Annotated in this window: 19 protein-coding genes; 13 read left to right on the forward strand and 6 right to left on the reverse strand. The window is 41.9% G+C overall.

Annotated features, from left to right (window positions below; translation table 11 throughout):
* The first annotated feature begins 85 nt into the window (after positions 1 to 85).
* Both BGL89_RS17755 and BGL89_RS17760 read left to right on the forward strand, forming a co-directional pair.
* Entirely contained in the window at positions 86 to 220 is a 135-nt protein-coding gene (locus tag BGL89_RS17755) for a hypothetical protein (RefSeq protein ID WP_286826866.1), read from the forward strand.
* An 83-nt stretch (positions 221 to 303) separates the two neighbouring features.
* Positions 304 to 1,227 carry a bifunctional riboflavin kinase/FAD synthetase gene (locus BGL89_RS17760; RefSeq protein WP_286826886.1) on the forward strand — a complete coding sequence of 308 codons (924 nt, stop codon included), beginning with the start codon at positions 304 to 306 and terminating at the stop codon, positions 1,225 to 1,227.
* Here the strand turns inward: BGL89_RS17760 and BGL89_RS17765 are convergent.
* Positions 1,224 to 1,496, reverse strand: a complete 273-nt coding sequence (locus BGL89_RS17765) for a hypothetical protein (RefSeq protein WP_286826867.1) — start codon at positions 1,494 to 1,496, stop codon at positions 1,224 to 1,226. The genes BGL89_RS17760 and BGL89_RS17765 overlap by 4 nt on opposite strands.
* Before the next feature lie 6 nt (positions 1,497 to 1,502).
* Positions 1,503 to 2,021 (reverse strand): hypothetical protein, encoded by a 519-nt coding sequence (locus BGL89_RS17770; protein WP_286826868.1) that lies wholly within the window; start codon positions 2,019 to 2,021, stop codon positions 1,503 to 1,505.
* A gap of 254 nt (positions 2,022 to 2,275) precedes the next feature.
* On the opposite strand from BGL89_RS17770, the gene BGL89_RS17775 reads away from it, so the two are divergent.
* Positions 2,276 to 3,199 (forward strand): AAA family ATPase, encoded by a 924-nt coding sequence (locus BGL89_RS17775; RefSeq protein ID WP_286826869.1) that lies wholly within the window; start codon positions 2,276 to 2,278, stop codon positions 3,197 to 3,199.
* A gap of 445 nt (positions 3,200 to 3,644) precedes the next feature.
* Here the strand turns inward: BGL89_RS17775 and BGL89_RS17780 are convergent, their stop codons facing one another.
* From BGL89_RS17780 to BGL89_RS17790, 3 genes are all read right to left on the reverse strand, one after another.
* Positions 3,645 to 3,935: an SPOR domain-containing protein gene (locus BGL89_RS17780; protein WP_286826870.1), complete on the reverse strand. Its 291-nt coding sequence runs from the start codon at positions 3,933 to 3,935 to the stop codon at positions 3,645 to 3,647.
* Positions 3,936 to 4,223: 288 nt separating this feature from the next.
* Positions 4,224 to 5,615, reverse strand: coding sequence for an IctB family putative bicarbonate transporter (locus tag BGL89_RS17785; protein WP_286826871.1), 1,392 nt, complete (start codon positions 5,613 to 5,615; stop codon positions 4,224 to 4,226).
* 144 nt (positions 5,616 to 5,759) lie between these two features.
* On the reverse strand, positions 5,760 to 7,403 hold the full coding sequence (locus BGL89_RS17790) for an alpha-keto acid decarboxylase family protein (protein WP_286826872.1): 1,644 nt from the start codon (positions 7,401 to 7,403) through the stop codon (positions 5,760 to 5,762).
* Positions 7,404 to 7,657: 254 nt separating this feature from the next.
* On the opposite strand from BGL89_RS17790, the gene dndD reads away from it, so the two are divergent.
* The 6 genes from dndD to BGL89_RS17820 all read left to right on the forward strand — a co-directional run bounded on the left by dndD (position 7,658) and on the right by BGL89_RS17820 (position 13,614).
* A complete protein-coding gene (gene dndD, locus BGL89_RS17795) occupies positions 7,658 to 9,643 on the forward strand; it encodes a DNA sulfur modification protein DndD (RefSeq protein ID WP_286826873.1) in 1,986 nt (661 codons plus the stop codon).
* A gap of 4 nt (positions 9,644 to 9,647) precedes the next feature.
* A complete protein-coding gene (locus BGL89_RS17800; protein WP_286826874.1) occupies positions 9,648 to 9,845 on the forward strand; it encodes a hypothetical protein in 198 nt (65 codons plus the stop codon).
* 50 nt (positions 9,846 to 9,895) lie between these two features.
* Entirely contained in the window at positions 9,896 to 10,294 is a 399-nt protein-coding gene (gene dndE / locus BGL89_RS17805; RefSeq protein ID WP_286826875.1) for a DNA sulfur modification protein DndE, read from the forward strand.
* A gap of 106 nt (positions 10,295 to 10,400) precedes the next feature.
* Positions 10,401 to 11,912 (forward strand): cupin domain-containing protein, encoded by a 1,512-nt coding sequence (locus BGL89_RS17810; RefSeq protein WP_286826876.1) that lies wholly within the window; start codon positions 10,401 to 10,403, stop codon positions 11,910 to 11,912.
* Between the two features lie 26 nt (positions 11,913 to 11,938).
* Positions 11,939 to 12,700, forward strand: a complete 762-nt coding sequence (locus tag BGL89_RS17815; protein WP_286826877.1) for a class I SAM-dependent methyltransferase — start codon at positions 11,939 to 11,941, stop codon at positions 12,698 to 12,700.
* Positions 12,697 to 13,614, forward strand: a complete 918-nt coding sequence (locus BGL89_RS17820) for a TauD/TfdA dioxygenase family protein (protein WP_286826878.1) — start codon at positions 12,697 to 12,699, stop codon at positions 13,612 to 13,614. The genes BGL89_RS17815 and BGL89_RS17820 overlap by 4 nt, the downstream gene beginning before the upstream one ends.
* 94 nt (positions 13,615 to 13,708) lie before the next feature.
* On the opposite strand, the gene BGL89_RS17825 is transcribed toward BGL89_RS17820, so the two are convergent.
* On the reverse strand, positions 13,709 to 15,223 hold the full coding sequence (locus BGL89_RS17825; RefSeq protein ID WP_286826879.1) for a SagB/ThcOx family dehydrogenase: 1,515 nt from the start codon (positions 15,221 to 15,223) through the stop codon (positions 13,709 to 13,711).
* A 125-nt stretch (positions 15,224 to 15,348) separates the two neighbouring features.
* On the opposite strand from BGL89_RS17825, the gene BGL89_RS17830 reads away from it, so the two are divergent.
* From BGL89_RS17830 to BGL89_RS17845, 4 genes are all read left to right on the forward strand, one after another.
* Positions 15,349 to 16,632, forward strand: a complete 1,284-nt coding sequence (locus BGL89_RS17830) for a flotillin family protein (RefSeq protein WP_286826880.1) — start codon at positions 15,349 to 15,351, stop codon at positions 16,630 to 16,632.
* Between the two features lie 209 nt (positions 16,633 to 16,841).
* On the forward strand, positions 16,842 to 17,219 hold the full coding sequence (locus BGL89_RS17835; RefSeq protein ID WP_286826881.1) for a phosphomannose isomerase type II C-terminal cupin domain: 378 nt from the start codon (positions 16,842 to 16,844) through the stop codon (positions 17,217 to 17,219).
* 48 nt (positions 17,220 to 17,267) lie between these two features.
* The gene (cobU, locus tag BGL89_RS17840; protein WP_286826882.1) at positions 17,268 to 17,819 is read left to right on the forward strand and encodes a bifunctional adenosylcobinamide kinase/adenosylcobinamide-phosphate guanylyltransferase; all 552 of its coding nucleotides are present in this window, start codon (positions 17,268 to 17,270) and stop codon (positions 17,817 to 17,819) included.
* A gap of 5 nt (positions 17,820 to 17,824) precedes the next feature.
* On the forward strand, positions 17,825 to 18,013 hold the full coding sequence (locus BGL89_RS17845) for a hypothetical protein (protein WP_286826885.1): 189 nt from the start codon (positions 17,825 to 17,827) through the stop codon (positions 18,011 to 18,013).
* Positions 18,014 to 18,067 lie beyond the last annotated feature (54 nt).

An 18,067-nucleotide genomic window follows, 5' to 3' on the forward strand; every position in this document is an offset into this window, starting at 1 on the left:
CATTTTAGCATATATTTGGTAAATGCGCTAGTATTTAACGGTAAAGCCGTCGTAGAACGACGGGGTTTCAGACCCAAAATTTTCGATGAATGCTTGTTTCCCTAATCTTTCTGGTGCAATTAATTGGGAATTTCTGACCGATCGCACCTGGATCGTTCACGTTCAATTTGCTAAAGCTTCCAAAGGCCTCCAAGTAATTGGGGGCGTTTTTTTGGCTTGATCGCCCGATTGATATAGAATCAAAAGGCTACACTCAAGATTAATCGCTTGAATTATTCTCTTGTATCTGTTCCTAAAGCCAGCGTGTGGATTGTAGATTCTCCTAATACCCGTATTTTAGCCCCTAGTGCGATCGCTCTTGGTAACTTTGATGGTTTGCACCTAGGTCATCAAACCGTCCTACAGCCAATTTTTCAGGATGACCCAGCTTATCCCACCGTTGTTAGTTTTACTCCCCACCCGCGTGAATTTTTTACGGGAGAAAAATGGCAATTATTAACTCCTCTAGGGGAAAAGGTGGAGGTTTTAGAGAATTTAGGCGTTAAACAATTAGTTTTACTGCCTTTTTCGGCTGAATTAGCTTCCCTGACTCCCTTGGCTTTTGTCGAACAGATTTTAGTAGAAAAATTACAGGCTAAATCGATCAGTGTTGGTCAAGATTTTCACTTCGGTTATCGTCGTCAAGGTACAGCCGAAGATTTATTACAGATCGCCTCTCAATTTAATATTAAAGTCGAGATTGTTGGTTTAAAAAACTGTCAGTCGGGTCGGATTAGTAGTTCCCTAATTCGTCAAGCTTTGGCAGCAGGAAACGTTGAGCAAGCTGGGCAAATGTTAGGTCGTCCCTACAGTTTAACTGGTCGTGTGGTCGTGGGGAAACAGCTGGGCAGACAATTAGGTTTTCATACCGCTAATCTACAGGTTCCCCCCGATAAATTATTGCCGCGATTCGGGGTTTATTGCGGTTGGGTGCATCTTGATGGTTCTCGCTTACCGGCAGTTATGAATATCGGTTATCGTCCCACGATCGAGGGAAAAACTATCAGTGTGGAAATCCATTTATTGGATTGGTCGGGCTATGTATATGATCGCATTTTAACGATGGATTTAGTGCAATTCCTGCGACCAGAACAGAAATTTAATTCTCTCGATCGATTAAAAAATCAGATCGAGATAGACTGCGATCGCTCTCGGTTAATTCTAACTTCTGTAACCGACAACTACTAATATTTTTGGTATTCTCTTTCCACTTTACCCACCGCTTTCAATAAAGGAGAATCAAGGGGATCGATCCAATCAGCTACTTCTCGCGCCAATCCTAGGGTAACAATGCCTTGAGACGGTGGTAATTGACCAGCTAAAGCCTGATTTTTGATGGTTTTTAGGACAGAAATTAAACCCTCAATCCGAGTCGATATTTCTGTTTTCCGCATCTGTTCGGCCACGGTAATAGCTTGGTCAATTGATTGAATTAATTCCCTCATGTTCGTTTCCATAATATTCTAGCGACAGGAAAGAGATGTAACCGTTATTGCTCGCCCCTCTCCCCATTGTATATTGGCATCTCGCGAGTCTTTAATAAAAGTTTGCTGACCACCACCGGGATAACAATCAGCCGGATTCTGGGGGGCGACAATTCCTTGATAAACCGTTGTTCCCGCAGGTAAAGTCACTGATACCACTTTGGTCGCTTGGTTGGGAGGAATCCACTTTTGATCGAGGGCTAAATTTCTGATCACCTCCACATTGGTGGTATATTGATCCGTGGTCAGAAAACGACCTTTTTTGTAATTTTCGTCACTATAATAACGGAAAAAAGTCTGGGGTTTTTCTAGGGTAATTGCCTGACATTCACTATTGCGAAAAGTGATGGCAAGATCTGGAGGAAGGGGACAGGAAGGAGCCTGATCTTGAGCCAATATTTTCCGAGAATTGAAAGTTAAATTTTCGGGTAAACTATTGGTTAATGTACTGGCTGCGATGCCTAAAACAAGACTAAAAACGAGCGAACTGGCTTTCATCTTCATCGATTAAGAGAAATTATCCTCGATTTTATCGGACTGAACCGACTTAAAATCTTGATTTCGCCCACTGGCAACAATTCTTAACTAATTTTATCCCTGCTCACAACCCTAACCCCAATTAGCTCCCTAGCAGAAAATTTCCCGCCATTGTCTGTCAACTTTCCCCACTGGTTTGGGCAAATTAGGAAAAGAATCGTTAAGATCAAAAAAACTTAACATTAATCTTCTTGACAAAATACCCCATTTGTGCTATGAAAGACGCTATTGATATTTTGATGGAAAATTTGAGCCAGAGCATCGTCGGCCAAACCAAATCGATTCGCATTGTGCTGGTGGCTTTGCTCAGTGGTGGTCACGCTCTCCTCGAAGATGTCCCCGGAGTCGGCAAAACCCTGTTAGCCAAATCCTTAGCGCGTTCAATTAACGGTCGTTTCCAACGGGTACAATGCACCCCTGACCTCCTCCCTAGTGATATCACGGGAACCACGATTTGGAACCCCAACAGTCGCGAATTTGAATTTATCCCCGGCCCCGCTTTTGCTAACGTCCTGTTGGCCGATGAAATCAACCGGGCCACCCCGCGCACCCAATCGGCACTTCTAGAGGTCATGGAAGAAAAACAAGTTACCATCGATGGAGAAGCGCGTCCGGTCCCCCAACCCTTCTTTGTTATTGCCACCCAAAATCCGATCGAATATCAAGGCACTTTTCCGCTTCCAGAAGCACAAATGGACCGTTTTGCCGTTTGCCTGAGTTTGGGTTATCCCAGCGCCACAGAAGAATTAACAATGTTACAAAGACAGCATTCTCAGGAGACGGTTAAACCCCTAGAAGCTTGTATTTCCCTAGAACAGGTGGGAGAATTGCAAAGATTAGTCAGTCTGGTCAAGGTAGCTCCTACTTTACAGCAATATATCGTCGATTTAGTCCGCGCTACCCGTGATCACGAAGATATTAGTTTGGGAGTCAGTCCCCGGGGTTGTGTTGTCCTGCAAAAAGCAGTTCAAGCTTACGCTTTCCTCGAAGGTCGCGATTATGCTATCCCCGATGATGTTAAGTTGATTACTCCCTACGTCTTCTGCCATCGTCTGATTCCTAGTCACGGTCGTCAAGCTAAAGCTATCGTGGAAAGACTTCTACAATCGGTGGCGATCGAGGATCGCATCTATGCTTAAATTTCAGTTATCGTTGAACGGTAAGTTACAGGGGATTTCTAAATTCTGCCAAATTGGTAGAGCCGATCTATATAATTGCTAGTATTACCTTAGCTCACTAAAGACTTGAGTAAAAGTATTTAGTGAGTCCACGGAAAATATGCTCTCAGGAGAAAACAATGTTTTGTTCACAGTGTGGAACCAAAAGTGGACATCTCTAAAAATTATCACCCGATTACAGCTTGCTTTTATTAATCAGAAAGACTTTTAGTCTTAAGATAATATCAGGTCGAGGTTTTGAGAATATTCCGCCTATTGGTTACATTATTGATGATGCAACCCCTCAAGTCACTGATTCTTTAATAGTCGTTAATTCTCACTAAAAATGCTTGTTTAGTCATGACCTTACCTGCCAATTTTTAGACATATTCACTCTGTTTTTATCCTCCTCTAAATGAATTAAGTTTTAATCTTTAAGCCAGATTTCAAGTTGCCCAGGTGGAACTTTATAGCCTTTAGTTGATAAATCTATTAAATTTTTGTCCTCAATCTGAATGTCTTTCTCGGTCTTCAAGAAATCACGCAAATTCTCTGCAAGTGATCGATCTGAAGAATTGGCATATCGAATATCGTTGTTCTTAATTCCGTTCACTTGTTCAATTCCAGGAGCAAGAATCCCCTTGTCTTGTAAAACCTTCTGAAGCTTCTCTGCCTTGGCTCTATCACTCTTATAGAGTCCATTTGGTATCTTTCCCAAAATCATTACCCAGTATGGATTAGAGCGAATTAGCCAAAATACCTGTAATTCTTACCCGTGACGGCCACGGGATTCACTCTCGTTATTGCAGTTGGAAAATCGCGCCAAGCGCAGAAGAAACTGGGAAACGATCTAATTTAATTATCTCTTGCTTTGTCCACCGAGAGATGGTAAGACGGGGGTTTTGTAATTTTTCTTGATAATCGCCCTCGCCTACGCCTACACGCGCCTCAAATCCCCTTGACTAGCAACCCTATCAGTAATTTGAAACAACGCTTCAACGCCCTCCTAGAGGAGAGAATTGCCACGATTCAACCCCCTATCGGAGGAATAACAACGACTAGCAATTAAACCCAAAACTAACCACCAGAGGGTACTAACTTGGGGACGATACCAAACCGTATCAAAAAAACCGTGGGCAAGAATTCCAGCCATAGCGGCAATTGCCCCGATTAACCAAAAGCCTTGACTATCCATTTTATCCCGTAAAAGTTTGATTTGATGGATGCCTTGGCCGATAGTTGTGACCAATAACCAGAGGAAACAGGTAAAACCAATGATTCCCGTTTCTACCATGATTTCTAATAGCACAGAATAGGCACTTAAAGCCGTGTATTTTGGCTTCATGAATAGGGGGTAAATTTTCTTAAAAGCATCATTACCCGGTCCGATGCCCAAAAGCGGATAAGTTTGAATCATGCGAATAACTGCATCCCAAACATTAATCCGAAAGTTATTACTACTATCTTCCCGGCCCGCGAAAATACTCATCACCCGAATTCGCAGCGGCTCCACCAATAAAATCGCCCCTAAAATCACCACGGCTAAACCACCTAAAACTAAGGGTAAAAGCCAGGTTTGCCAAAATAACGGTAGATAATTTTTGAACCAATAAAATAATAGCAATAAGAAGACAATTCCTAAGACCATCAAACCAATCCAACCGCCACGACTCTCGGTAAAAAATAAACAAGCACCATTGGCTAAAGTTAATAAAGCCGCTAAAATTTTCGGTAGCCATCCTTGCCATACAAACAAGGCTGCACTGCTAAAAGCAATACCGGGTAATAAATAACTAGCTAATAAATTAGGATTACCGAGATAACTATAAACCCTAGTATCCCCCGCTAATTCTGAAGTGGGATCGTTCCAAGTTGCTAACTGTTCCGCACCAAAAATTTGCTGACGAATGCCGTAAACGCTCACTGCTAAGGCGGTTAAAACTAAAGTAGTCAGAATCCAATTTGTCAGGCGTGGTGAGCGCATGATTCGGGCAGTAAAGGCAAAAAAGATGAGATTGAGAGTTAATTTAATTAATCCTTCCAAAGCTGCCATTTTAACGGGAGAAAAAGCCGTAGAAACCGTGGCAATTCCCCAATATAAAAGCACTAAAATGTGAATCGGTGTCACCCCGATTTTGCCTTCATCCACAAGGGTTAAGAGTAGCCAATAACCCGCTATTGCTAACAGCAAAAAACCGATTTGACTGGTGGATAAAAATGGTGCGGTGGCGATAAGGAGAGAGATTAACAGCGCACCCATCAGTTCTGTCCACTGCACAAACCGGCTACCCTGTCGCCATTGACTAAAAAGGCCGACTAAACGATGCAGATAGCTATATTTTGACCAAGAAGCGGGCGAAAAGTTCAATAGGGTGATTTGTTTCCAAAAAGCATTCATAGGGTTTTTAGTTGCGGTTGTCACCATCACACTTTGATTAAGATACCGATTGTATCTTAATTGTTGACTCTTGGGGGCCAAAAGAGTTTCAGTCTGGTGTCTTAGGGCAGCTTCACACAGTCAAAACCTAATAGCATAACCAGTCTAAGCATGGGGTGAACGTAAAGCTTGACCTAAACGAGTTAAGCCTTGGGAACAGTCAAAACGATCGAGATGTACTTCAATAAATGATAGGCGATCGATGTTACCCTGGGCAATTGATAAAGCCTTTTCTAATTCCCCTTCTGTCCTGACTTGACAACTCCAACTTTCCCCGTTAAATACTGCTGGTAATTGGTGATATTTCCACGGTTGTAGATCATTATAAATATTATCCTGAATTACCCGCTCGATCGTGTAACCATCGTTATTAATTAAAAAGATAATTGCATTGAGATGGTGACGGATAATTGTCGAAAGTTCTTGGGCGGTCATTTGAAAAGCACCATCACCCACAAAGACGATAGGACGAGTATTGGGTGCGGCAAAAGCTACTCCTAAACAGGCGGGAATTGAATAACCAATAGAGAGATAAAATGCTTGACCAATAAAGTCGGTTTTTTGGGGCATTAATAAATCAATTGTGGCAATAATTGCGTCCCCTGTATCGGAAATAACAAAAGATTCTTGAGCAATAAAATGATTCATTCGCTCATAAAAACGAGCATTAGTTAATTTTTGCTCTGGCACGGGTATGAATTCTAAATCTTTCAATTCGGCTGCGGGTTTAATCTCTAGTGTAGCCGCTTCTTTGTGACTTAGCTTATCAATTAAACCATCGATAAAATTTCCTAGAAATACTGGTTGATAAAAGTGATGTTTAATTTTTACTTTCTCCGAATTGGCATTAATCAAATTATTGGGATTTAAATTAGCCGTAAATCCGCCTAAATTCATATCGGACATGATCGCCCCTAAACAGAGGACACAATCGGCATTTTCCACCCGCTGCTGAACGTATTCGCGACTTAATGCCCCCACATAAGTGCCGATAAATTGCGGCTGCATTTCCGAAATTGACGACTTACCTAAAATAGTGGTGGCTAAGGGATAACCCGTTACTTCTAAAAGTTTCAGCAACTTATCTTGGAGTTTAAACCGATGGAATTCTACCCCCGCTAAAATAATTGGTTTTTCCGCTTTTTCTAATAATAAAACCGCTTCTTCAATGGCTTCTTCTAAAGCGGCGGCATCCGTGAGATTATCGGTTAAATAAATTGGCTTTTCTGAGGGGATACAGGGACGATAGACCAGATCCCGAGAAATTTCGATATACACGGGACGTTTGTGATGCAAACAAGCTGCTAAAGTTTGATCGATTTGACTGGCTGCTTGGGTAGAATTAGTTAGAATAACCGAGGCAACCGTGACTTTTTCCATGATCGAAAATTGCAGATTATAATCGCCCGTGGTGTGGTGTAATAATAAATTATCCCGGCGAATCGAGCGATCAGAAGCACCACTAATTACCACCAGGGGAACTCTTTCAGCGTAAGCACCGACCACAGCATTAACGAGGCTAAATCCCCCGACTCCGTAGGTGACACAGACAGCGCCCATACCTTTGACTCGCGCGTAGGCATCGGCGGCATAACCTGCGTTAAGCTCATTACAGGTGCAAACTAATTCGATCGGACTTTCCACCAAAACATCCATCAAATCGAGGACATAATCCCCCGGCACCCCGAAAACATGATTAACCCCTAAACTATGGAGACACTGGCATAAATATTCGCCGATTGTGATCATAGCAATTTTCTCCCCTGTGTTGGCACTTTCACGCCTATCATAACGATTTTTTCAAAAAATAGGCTCATGCCCAGTAATAAACTGGAAAGTAAAAATCAGGAAACCTTGATTATATCTAGGCGATGGTGATCAATGCTATAGTATAAAGTCTGGGGTTTTTTCTTGGGTGTAAAAAAATATCTGCGGCACTTTTTCAGGTATAATTTTTATAGAAGATTCCCTAAGACTTTTGACTTAACTAAGGCTGACTGTTAATGATTTTTACTGAATTGGTTTTGCAAAATTTTGGACCCTACGCCGGTCGTCAAGTGATTAATTTACGTCCTGAAAAAGATAATAGTCCCTGTCCGATTATCCTTTTGGGAGGCATGAATGGCGGCGGTAAAACTACTTTAATGGATGCGATTCGTTTGGCTTTGTACGGTGCGCGGGCAAAGTGTTCTACTCGCAATAATTTAAGTTATGCCGAGTTTCTCAGTCAAGCAGTTAATCATCAAGCTTCCCTCATCGATCAAGCTAGAATTGAACTGGCTTTTGAACATCTAGTTAATGAACAATGGCGACAATATCGTATCGTTAGATACTGGACAAAACAGCCCAAAGATGGTAGAGATACCCTCGGTATTTTAGATGAAGATTGGCCCGATCCCGCCCTAGCTAACACTTGGGATGAATATATTGAAACTTTATTACCTTTGGGTATTTCTAACCTCTTTTTATTTGATGGAGAACAGGTAAAAGAATTGGCAGAACAGGATGTACCTCCTGACAGCGTTAAGGATTCGATGCAGACTTTATTAGGGTTAGAATTAGCGGAAAGATTAGCAGTTGATCTTGATATTTTAGCTGGTCGCAAGCGCCGGTTATTAGCAGCGGAAAATGAACTGGCAACTATTGAAGCTATTGAGAAAAAATTAGCTCAGTACCAAGAAGATTTGGAATTGGCTAAACAAGAGATGGAAACTCAACAAAAAAATTTAGATGTGGTTAGAAATGATTTTGATGCAGTGTCGGATAAATTTCGCATTGATGGCGGAAAAATTGCCGCCGAAAGAAGTCAATTAGAGAGCCGAAAAAAGGATTTAGATAAAAAGTTAGAGAAACAGAGAGAATATTTAGGTCAATTGGCAGGGGAATTTTTACCCTTAAAGTTAATTTTTCCTCTCCTAGAAGCGGCTAAAATTCAGGGAGAAAAAGAGCTAAAATTTCAATCGTCTCAAGTCGCTCAATCGGTTTTAGAATCCAGAGATAAAAAGTTACTTGCTTATTTAGAACAACTGAATTTAACTTTAGAACAATTAGAGAATATTAGAGAATTTTTACAGCAAGAAAATCAGTTTTTAGCTGAGGATAGCGATTCTTTGATTACTCCTTACTTAGATTTAGACGAGGAGGCGATCGAGTTATTAAATCGAGTCTTAACCCATCAACTACCGGCACAAATTAACCTCGCTCATCAAGCAATGTCACAATTAAGAAATCTGGAAGCTGACTTAGATAATTTAGAGCGAGAATTAGCAGTAGCAGCCTCTCCCGAAGAATACGAAACCCTGAGTAATAACTTAAAAACCGCTCAGAAAAAGTATCTAAATACTCAAGCAGAATACGAGCAAAGCCACAAAAATTATGAGGAAATCAAAAAGAAAATTGAGAAAACTAAAAAAGAATTATTTGCCTATAGTGAGAAAGCTTTAGAATCGCAAAGTAACGAACATATCGTCAATGCTATTGTCAAAGCACAGCAAACTTTAAAAGTGTTTAAAGAACGCTTAACTTTAAAAAAATTAAATAGATTGGAGGGAGAAGTGGCGGAATGTTTTCGTTATTTATTGCATAAGTCCGATCTGGTGCAGAAAATAGCGATCGATGCTGATACTTTTGGTCTATCTCTCTTTGGTCCCGATGGACAAAATGTGCCTAAACACCGTCTTTCTGCCGGAGAAAAACAACTATTAGCGATCGCTTTTTTGTGGGGATTAGCGCGAGTCTCCGGACGAGATTTACCCATCGCTATCGATACACCCCTCGGACGTTTAGATTCTTCCCATCGCCATAATTTAGTTGAACGTTATTTTCCCGCCGCTTCCTCTCAAGTCATCCTCCTTTCTACCGATACAGAAATTGGACAAAATGAGCTACAATTATTAGAAGAACAGCAAGTAATCGCCAGAAAATACCTGCTAGAATACAATTCCCAACAACGTCAAACTACTATTCACCCCGATCGCTACTTTTGGTAAGATTATGACTGAGATAAATTGCCAAAAAATCCTCGCCCAATTAATTCAACACCAATCAACCAGTCACCCCTACGAGAACTTAAAAAATAGTTTAGCGGCAGCCGATGGGTTTGACACAGACTTGAATCAGTTATCAGTTCACTGTTTACCGATCACTGAAAAAAAACTCCCCACTTTCCACTATCCTATTAAACAGAATTGAGAATAACTAACTATTTTCTCATCGTTCAGAGCAAGGTAAAATTATAGATTATGGAATCACCGATCGAACGTTTTCGACTATCTCAAACCGCCAAAGATAGCCTAATAAAATTAAAACGCTACACCAAAATTGACCAATGGAATATCCTCTGTCGTTGGGCTTTTTGTCGTTCCCTTGCCGAACCGAGTCTCCCCTCTCCCGTTCCCATTCCTGCCGATAGCAATGTAGAATTATCCTGGAAAGTATTCGGGGGAGAAATGGCCGATATTTTCTTAATTGCCCTCAAACAACGTTGTCATCAAGACGGATTAGCAACCGATAAAGAAACTCTAACTCAACAATTTCGCTTACATTTACATCGCGGTATCGGTTATCTTGCAGGGGATACAAAGCTAAAAAAAATCGATAATTTAATCGAATTAGAGAGGGAAAATCTCAGAGAATCTTAATCAAGAATGATCTGTTTTCAGGGTGAGCGCATCTCAAACGCTATCGACAATTGACCAACTTTGTGATAGTATTTAAAGAGGAGGGGCTATCGGGGAATAAGAAAAAATGGAAAATTTAATCAAGGAAGCACTAAGCCATCGAGCGATTAATCACCCCTATTTACTTGCTTTAGAAAAAGGGGAATTTCAACATATTGATGAAGTTCTGAAAGACTTTGCCAGTCAATACGGAGCTTATAGTGACTGGTTTTCCCGTTATTTAACAGCAGTAATATCAAAGCTAGAAAATCCCACTCATCGAAATCGCCTACTGAAGAACTTAGCCGAAGAAAACGGACATCTACACGATGAAGATATCAAAGCAATTCGTAAATTAGGTATTAAGGACGAGTGGGTACAGGAAATTCCTCACCCACAGTTATTCAAGCGTTTTCAAGAAGCGATGGGAGTAGATAGCACGCCAACGCCTTGTGTTGAAGTGGAAATCTGGCGTGAATCATTCTTATCGCTGCTCCAGAATGGAAGTTCACTCCAAGCTATTGGAGCGATGGGTTTAGGGACTGAATCTGTTGTTAAATTCATCTACAAACACATTATTGAAGCGATCAAAAAACATACATCATTATCCTTAGAGCAATATGTATTTTTTCCTTTACATACAGAAGTGGAGGATGAACACAGCTTAACTTTAGTTGAGATTGCTAAAGAATTAGCCAGTGAAAGCGAACAGGCTGTTCTGGAATTACGGAAAGGAATGTTAAAAGCCTTAAATCTACGTGCTGCTTACTGGGACAATATGTATGAACGTGCGTCGGCACTAGATAAATTTTTGACATCATCAGATCAACTCAAGATTGTTACGCTGTTCACTAAAATGATTAAAAGCAAAAAGCTTTCTAATCAGGAACAGGAACTTTTATTGCCTCAAATCAATGAAGCGCGTAGGGGATTGACGGAAGACTTATCTACTGTTCCAGTGGAAAAACTACTACCCGGATTGAGTTCACTTTTGCTATACGGGATGCAAAGGGAAAAGCACAAGGAAGAAGTTCTGAACTTGTTAGATTGGCTTACAGAACCATCTGGTGAATGCAAATGTTCTCAAACAATATTAAGGCTTGCATCACAACTTTACCATGATTTTCAAACGGTGCGACTGGGAGCATTGACCGAAAAAATTAATGAACAAAAAAGCTTGACTCATGTGCAAGAAGGTAAGGAGCTTATTTCAACAATCAGCGCCAGCAACTTAGAAGCTTTATACAACAATAAGGTTGATCAACTCAATATTGATTTCAACGTATTTCGCTTGCCATTTGCTCTAGAAGTTTTAGATGCACGCCTAGTTATAGTCAAGCCAGGAAAAACGAATGAAATGCACCGACATGCACATGAAACCGTATTTGTATTTCTTCAGGGTCAAGGAAAAGTTATTGTTGATCAATACGAAAACGAAGTCGAACCGGGTACTTTTGCTGTTATTCCCCGTTGGTGTGTGCATCAATCTGTGAACTTAGGAGAAGAAGAGCTAATTTTTCTGGCGATAGCTGATTTCGGATTAACTGGCAAAAGTTTCATGGGCAATTACTTACACAGTGCTAGACTAAAACAAAATTAGTGCAAATTTTATCACGTTAGATAGGTATGAAAGCAACACAAGAAACCCAAAAACTTTACGACGAAAGCGCAGGAGACTGGCAACGAGTAGAACCGATTTTGCTTTCTGATTACTCCGCGCGTCCGTTTGTCATTGATTTATGTGAACCGATTGTCAACAAGAATATATTAGATCTAGGCTGTGGGGAAGGTTATGTAGGAAGAGAGTTAATTAACCGAGGCGCTCAATATGTTCATGGGATTGATATTTCATCGCAAATGATCGAGCGGGCCTTGATTCAAAAAAACGAGTATCAGATTACTAATGCTTCTTATGAAACTGGTGATATTCGTGATTTTGCGGTCACTGAGTCCGAACAATACGATTTAGTTCTGGCTATGTTTTTGTTCAACTACTTAAATGTTTCAGAAACTATTAGCACGATGCAAAAAGCCTACCAACTTTTGAAATTCGGTGGATATTTCCTGTTCGCCGTCCCCCATCCCTCTTTACCTTTTCTGAAAAAAGATAAGTTTCCGTTTTATTTTAAACCGAAAGCTGGTTATTTTTCTGGGCGCAATCAATTATTCCCCGGTGAGATTTGGCGCAGAGATAGAAAAGCCGTCGCCGTGCAATGTGTTCATAAAACTATGGAAGATTACTTCACATCTCTTCGTTTAGCAGCCTTCACAAAAATGCCAGAAGTTTATGAACTAAAAATTAATCAGGAACATTTAGAACTAGACCCAGAATTTTTTACTCCGCTTATTGACCTTCCCCTTCACGTTGCTTTCAAAATTCAAAAATGATTATACCAATTTCTGATCCTAATATTTCATTACTGACTTGGAAAAAATTGCCTGATCCTTCTCAACTATTTTTTCATTTACCAGAATCATTAGTCTCAGATTTACTAAAAAGAAGCAATCACAAATGGCTTGAAAAACCCAACGAAATAGGACAGGAAACAGTCAATAAAAATCTTGATTTTTTCCTACCATTTCGTGAGAAATTGCTCCAGGAACCAGGAATAATTATTTTCCGATTAGAACCGGAATTAACAGAAACGGAAATGCGATTAATTTATGCTTTCATTTCTCGCACTTTTGGACTGCTAAACCACCGCTATGGCTATTTTTTTGATGTAATCGATCTAGGAATGGATTACACTAAAGAAGCTATACCCGTTTCGATGACGAATGCAGAAACTGGCTATCATACCGATAGTACAGCCAAAAACTACTTCCCTGATATTGTTGGCTTACTGTGTCTTGCTGCCGAGGATGAGGGAGGAGATTCCCTGGTAGTAAACGCCGCCAATTTGTATCAATATTTCTGGCAACACCAGACACAGCTAGTCCCCTGTCTCTACGAACCTTTGGCGCGGGATGTGATTACACCGGGAGAGATTAATTCTCAAGAAGCTATTCAAAAGAATAATTTCCCCTTATTCTCAGCCGATTCTCAGGGTCTGGTTTTTCGTTATATGCGGTACTGGATTGAAGTCGCTTACTCCAAACTGGAAATAGCGCAACCGGAAGCTATCACAAAAACACTTGACATAATCGACAACTTTTTTTCAGAACCGGAAAATACAGTCCGCTTCAAAATGAAAAAAGGTGATGTATTTTACGTTAATAATCGCTTTTTATGCCACAATAGAACCGCTTTTAAAAATTCAGGAAAACCTCGACAGATGGTGCGTAGTTGGATTAACCTTTAAACAAAATACGTCCAGGCGAGAAAGTGGACCGGTCAAGGTACAGATTACGATGACCTCAACCTCCTTTTCACCCCTTCAGTGCTTCAAACTCACCTTAAAAAACCTTCGGTCGGCCTAAAGTAGTGATATAGATAACTGCTTCATCCCAGGGAATTCCTAACACCTCATTAACTTGATCATCAAAAAAACCACCGATACCACTAACCCCTAACCCCAGATGAATAGCGGCTAAATTTAATCTCTGTCCCAAATGACCCGCATCTGCATGAAGATAACGATAAACTCGATCGCCATATTTAGCCACTGCTTTTGACAGATCCGCCGTATGAAAAACCACAGCAGCCGCATCCCGTCCCAAATCCTGACCTAAACAGAGATAATGTAACTCTTGCCGGAAATTTTTAAAGCGAATTTGCCGCAATTCTTGGGCTTTGGGAGCATAATAATAACAGCCTTCCTCTAATCCGGTTACTGCCGAAACAGCGATAAAAGTTTCCAATAAATCCAGAGCAAAATAATCGGGATTGGGATCGAGATTTTGGCCGGCATAATCTTGGGGTTGATAGGTGAAATGCAGCAAGGCTCGCAATTCGTCTAAACTGAGACTAGCGCCACTATAAGCGCGGGTAGATCTGCGTTTAAGAATCGTACTTTCGAGATCGATTAAATCTTCCCCCCAATTGACGGGACGGGATGTCACGGAAACTTTTAGACAAAAAGGAAAATTATATTTATCTTCCCAATTAGAGGGGGTAATATTTGCTTCTATCTTCTCATCTGTAGCTATGATAGTGGCTCGGTGTAGGGAGTTTAATAATTCTCCCTCGGTAATTTCGGGATAAAGAGTCGTGGTTGCCGAAGGGAGTGCCGTGGTACTATGGGGGAGATTTTGCTGGATATTGAGCAGATCTGCCAAAGGAATCACCGTCATGACACTTTCTTTCTCGGAATCGAGATAAAGCAATTCATTCATCTGGCTATCGTTAAAACCACCGATTAAATGGGCGCGATAGTCATTAATCGAGGCTGATAGCTCAATATTGCCCAATAAATGCCCTGTATCGAGGAAAATACGTCGATAAGCTCGATCTTCGTAGCGCCAAGCAGACCGATAAAAAATGGCACTGGTAACTACAGCGATATCGGTATTTTCTAAAACAGGATTCCAGAAACAAGCAGATTGTAGGTTGGTCCAGACATCACTTTCCCAGAATAAAAGCAGCGAGTGACTTTGACCTTGATAACTGTAGAGACCGGCGGGTAAAAATTCCGTGCCACGGGAGATCAGATAGACCTCGGCGGGGTATAATCCACCAGCAGAGGGTGCGGAACGTAGGTACAAGGGACTCCCCATAGTGGCAATTTTGGCAGTTAACCCATAGCTAAAGCCCAAAATTCGCGATATACGTCGCCAAAAGTCTCCTTTTTGGGGAACCGTTTGACGGGAGAGGTAGGGTTTGAGATCGAAAGTCTGACCGATTTTGTATTCTTTGAAGGGATAGGGTTGTTGACTCCAATCAAGACCTTTACTTTTTGAGGCGATCGTCTGGGGGTCGTATTTGGTACGCTCGTGGTAGTATTCGGCGATCGAGATTGGCTGATCTGGCATGATAAAGATAGGCTGTCTAAGCTTTACTTTTTAGTGTAATATCGATACCCCCCAAAAAATCAACCAGCCAGAGAGTCGATCGGCTAAAAGTAAAGATAATTACAAATTTCACCTACATAAAATCTATGGAAATTATCGCTGTTTTACTGGGAGTTTTCGGTTTAGGGACAGGTGCGGGTTTATTGGTCATCCGTAACTATTACCATATCTGTCAACCGAGCGAAGTCTTAATTTTTGCCGGCAGTCGTCGTCCCACGGCCACGGGCAAAACCATCGGTTATCGTTTGGTAAAAGGGGGCAGCAGCATTCGTTTACCTATGCTAGAACAAGTGTATCGGATGGACCTGACCAACATGATCATCGATCTCAGGGTGGTTAATGCCTATTCTAAGGGCGGTGTGCCGTTGATCGTCACCGGGGTGGCGAATATTAAAATTGCCGGGGAGGAACCGATTATTCATAATGCGATCGAGCGTTTATTGGGCAAGAAACGCAAGGAAATCGAACAATTGGCTAAAGAAACCCTTGAGGGGAATTTGCGCGGTGTCTTGGCCAATTTAACCCCAGAACAAGCGAACTCCGATCAGATCGCTTTTGCCAAAAGTCTCTTGGAAGAAGCGGAACAGGATCTGGAAAAATTGGGTTTAGTTTTGGATAGTTTGCAGATACAGAATATCTCTGATGAGGTGCGTTATCTCGATTCGATCGGACGGAAGCAAAAAGCCGAATTACAAAGAGATGCCCGGATAGCAGAAGCAAAAGCCCGAAAAACATCGATTATCAAGGATTCCGAGAATCTACGCCTCACCGCTTTGCGTCGTATCCAAAAAGATTTAGAAATAGCCAAAGCTGACGCAGAAAAACGGGTGCGCGACACTCAAACTAAGCGCGGCGCCATGATTGCCGAGGTAGAATCGGTGGTTATGTCCGATTTAGCTAAAGTACAGGCCGAAGTGGCGGTACAAAACGCCCGCATTAAGCAGGTGAAACAGCAATTACAAGCGGATGTGATCGCACCTGCCGAGGCCGAATGTCAACAAGCGATCGCAAAAGCCCGGGGGGAAGCGGCCAAAATTATCGAACAGGGGAAAGCGCAAGCGGAAGGAACCAAAAAATTAGCGGCTTCTTGGCAAGGAGCGGGAAATAACGCTAAAAACATCTTTTTATACCAAAAATTGGAGTTATTGCTTAAATTAATGGTCGCTAGTGTCCCAGAAGTGCAGGTGCAAACGGTGACGGTAGTGGACGGGGGTGATGGTAATCTTGTCCCGAAAATGACTGCTTTTGCCGAACAATTGCGTCAAGCTACCGGAGTGGATCTGGTACAAATGGCTAATCGCATAGCACAAACCGAGCCATCTGTCAAGGGTAAAGACACAAATTTTGATTTTAAACAATTGCCCTCTTGAATCAGTGATCAGGAGACAGGAGACCGGAGACTGGAGACAGGAGACCGGATTCAGGAGACAGGAATAGATTATTTTATTTATTCTCCCCATCTCCCCATCTCCCCATCTCCCCATCTCCCCATCTCCCCATCTCCCCACACCCCTTTAGCGGATAGCTGCAAACCAGAGATTGTCCACTAGAATGTTAATCAAGTTTGGAGACCACCGCCATGGATGACTTAATTAATGCTCCCTCCCCTTTTCCCCAAGACATAGAAATGACGCGGACTCCCCCCTGGGGGACGGTGACGGTATTGGAGGAAGGTTCCCGGTATCGCATCAATCGCATTGTCATTAAACCCGGCCATCACATGAGTACCCAAATGCACTACCATCGCAGTGAACACTGGATTGTCGTCTCCGGTACAGCGCGGGTAATCTGTGATGAAAAAGAAACTCTCCTCAAACAAAAAGAATCTACCTATGTTCCCATGAATACCCGTCATCGGGTGGAAAACCCCGGTTCTATTCCTCTGGTGATGATCGAGGTGCAAAATGGCGAATATTTAGGCGATGATGATATTCACCGTTTTGATGATCGAGAATAGGACAGTTTTCTCCTGTACATACTTTAGTTATTTGCCAAAATCTCGATCGTGGATGAAAAAATTATCCTGGTGACAGGGGCTGCCCGTTCTGGAAAAAGTGAATGGGCCGAATATTTAGCCAAAATCAGTCAAAAACCCGTTATTTATATCGCCACCTCCTCGGTGGATGAAAAAGATCAAGAATGGTGCGATCGCATTGAAAGACACCGGCAGCGACGTTCCCCCCAATGGCAAACCCAAGAAATTCCCCGACAATTAAGCGAAACTATTGATAATAGCCCATTTTCTCACTGTTTATTGATCGATTCCCTCGGTACTTGGGTAGCCAATTGTTTAGAAATGTCGGCAGCCGAATGGTTAGAAATCAGCGATCGATTCTTGTATTCCCTCAAAAATGCGGCGGTTGATGTTATTCTGGTAGCGGAAGAAACCGGTTGGGGTGTGGTTCCCCCTTATCCCCTCGGTCGTCTGTTTCGCGATCGTTTAGGCGATCTCTGTCGTAGAATTGGCACAATAGCAGACGCAGTTTATCTAGTTACCGGCGGTCATGCTCTTAATTTAAGTCAATTGGGTCAATCTTTGTCGATAATTGGGCAGTAGAGAAGATGAGCAACGATTGTCAGCGTCAAGTGATTGATTTTTATGCCCGTCGTCACGATTACGATAACCATTTTACCCAAGCTCGCGCCCTTAAATTAGTAAATTATCTCTATTTACAAAAAAGCCAATCTGTGCTAGACGTGGCAACGGGAACGGGTTTTATCTTGAATGTCGGGGTGAAGACCCTCGCTTGAGCGCGACGGGATGAAACCCCGACCAGTATAAAACAGCAAAGCACGACATTTCGA

Source organism: Microcystis sp. LSC13-02 (assembly GCA_002282935.1).
GTDB lineage: Bacteria > Cyanobacteriota > Cyanobacteriia > Cyanobacteriales > Microcystaceae > Microcystis.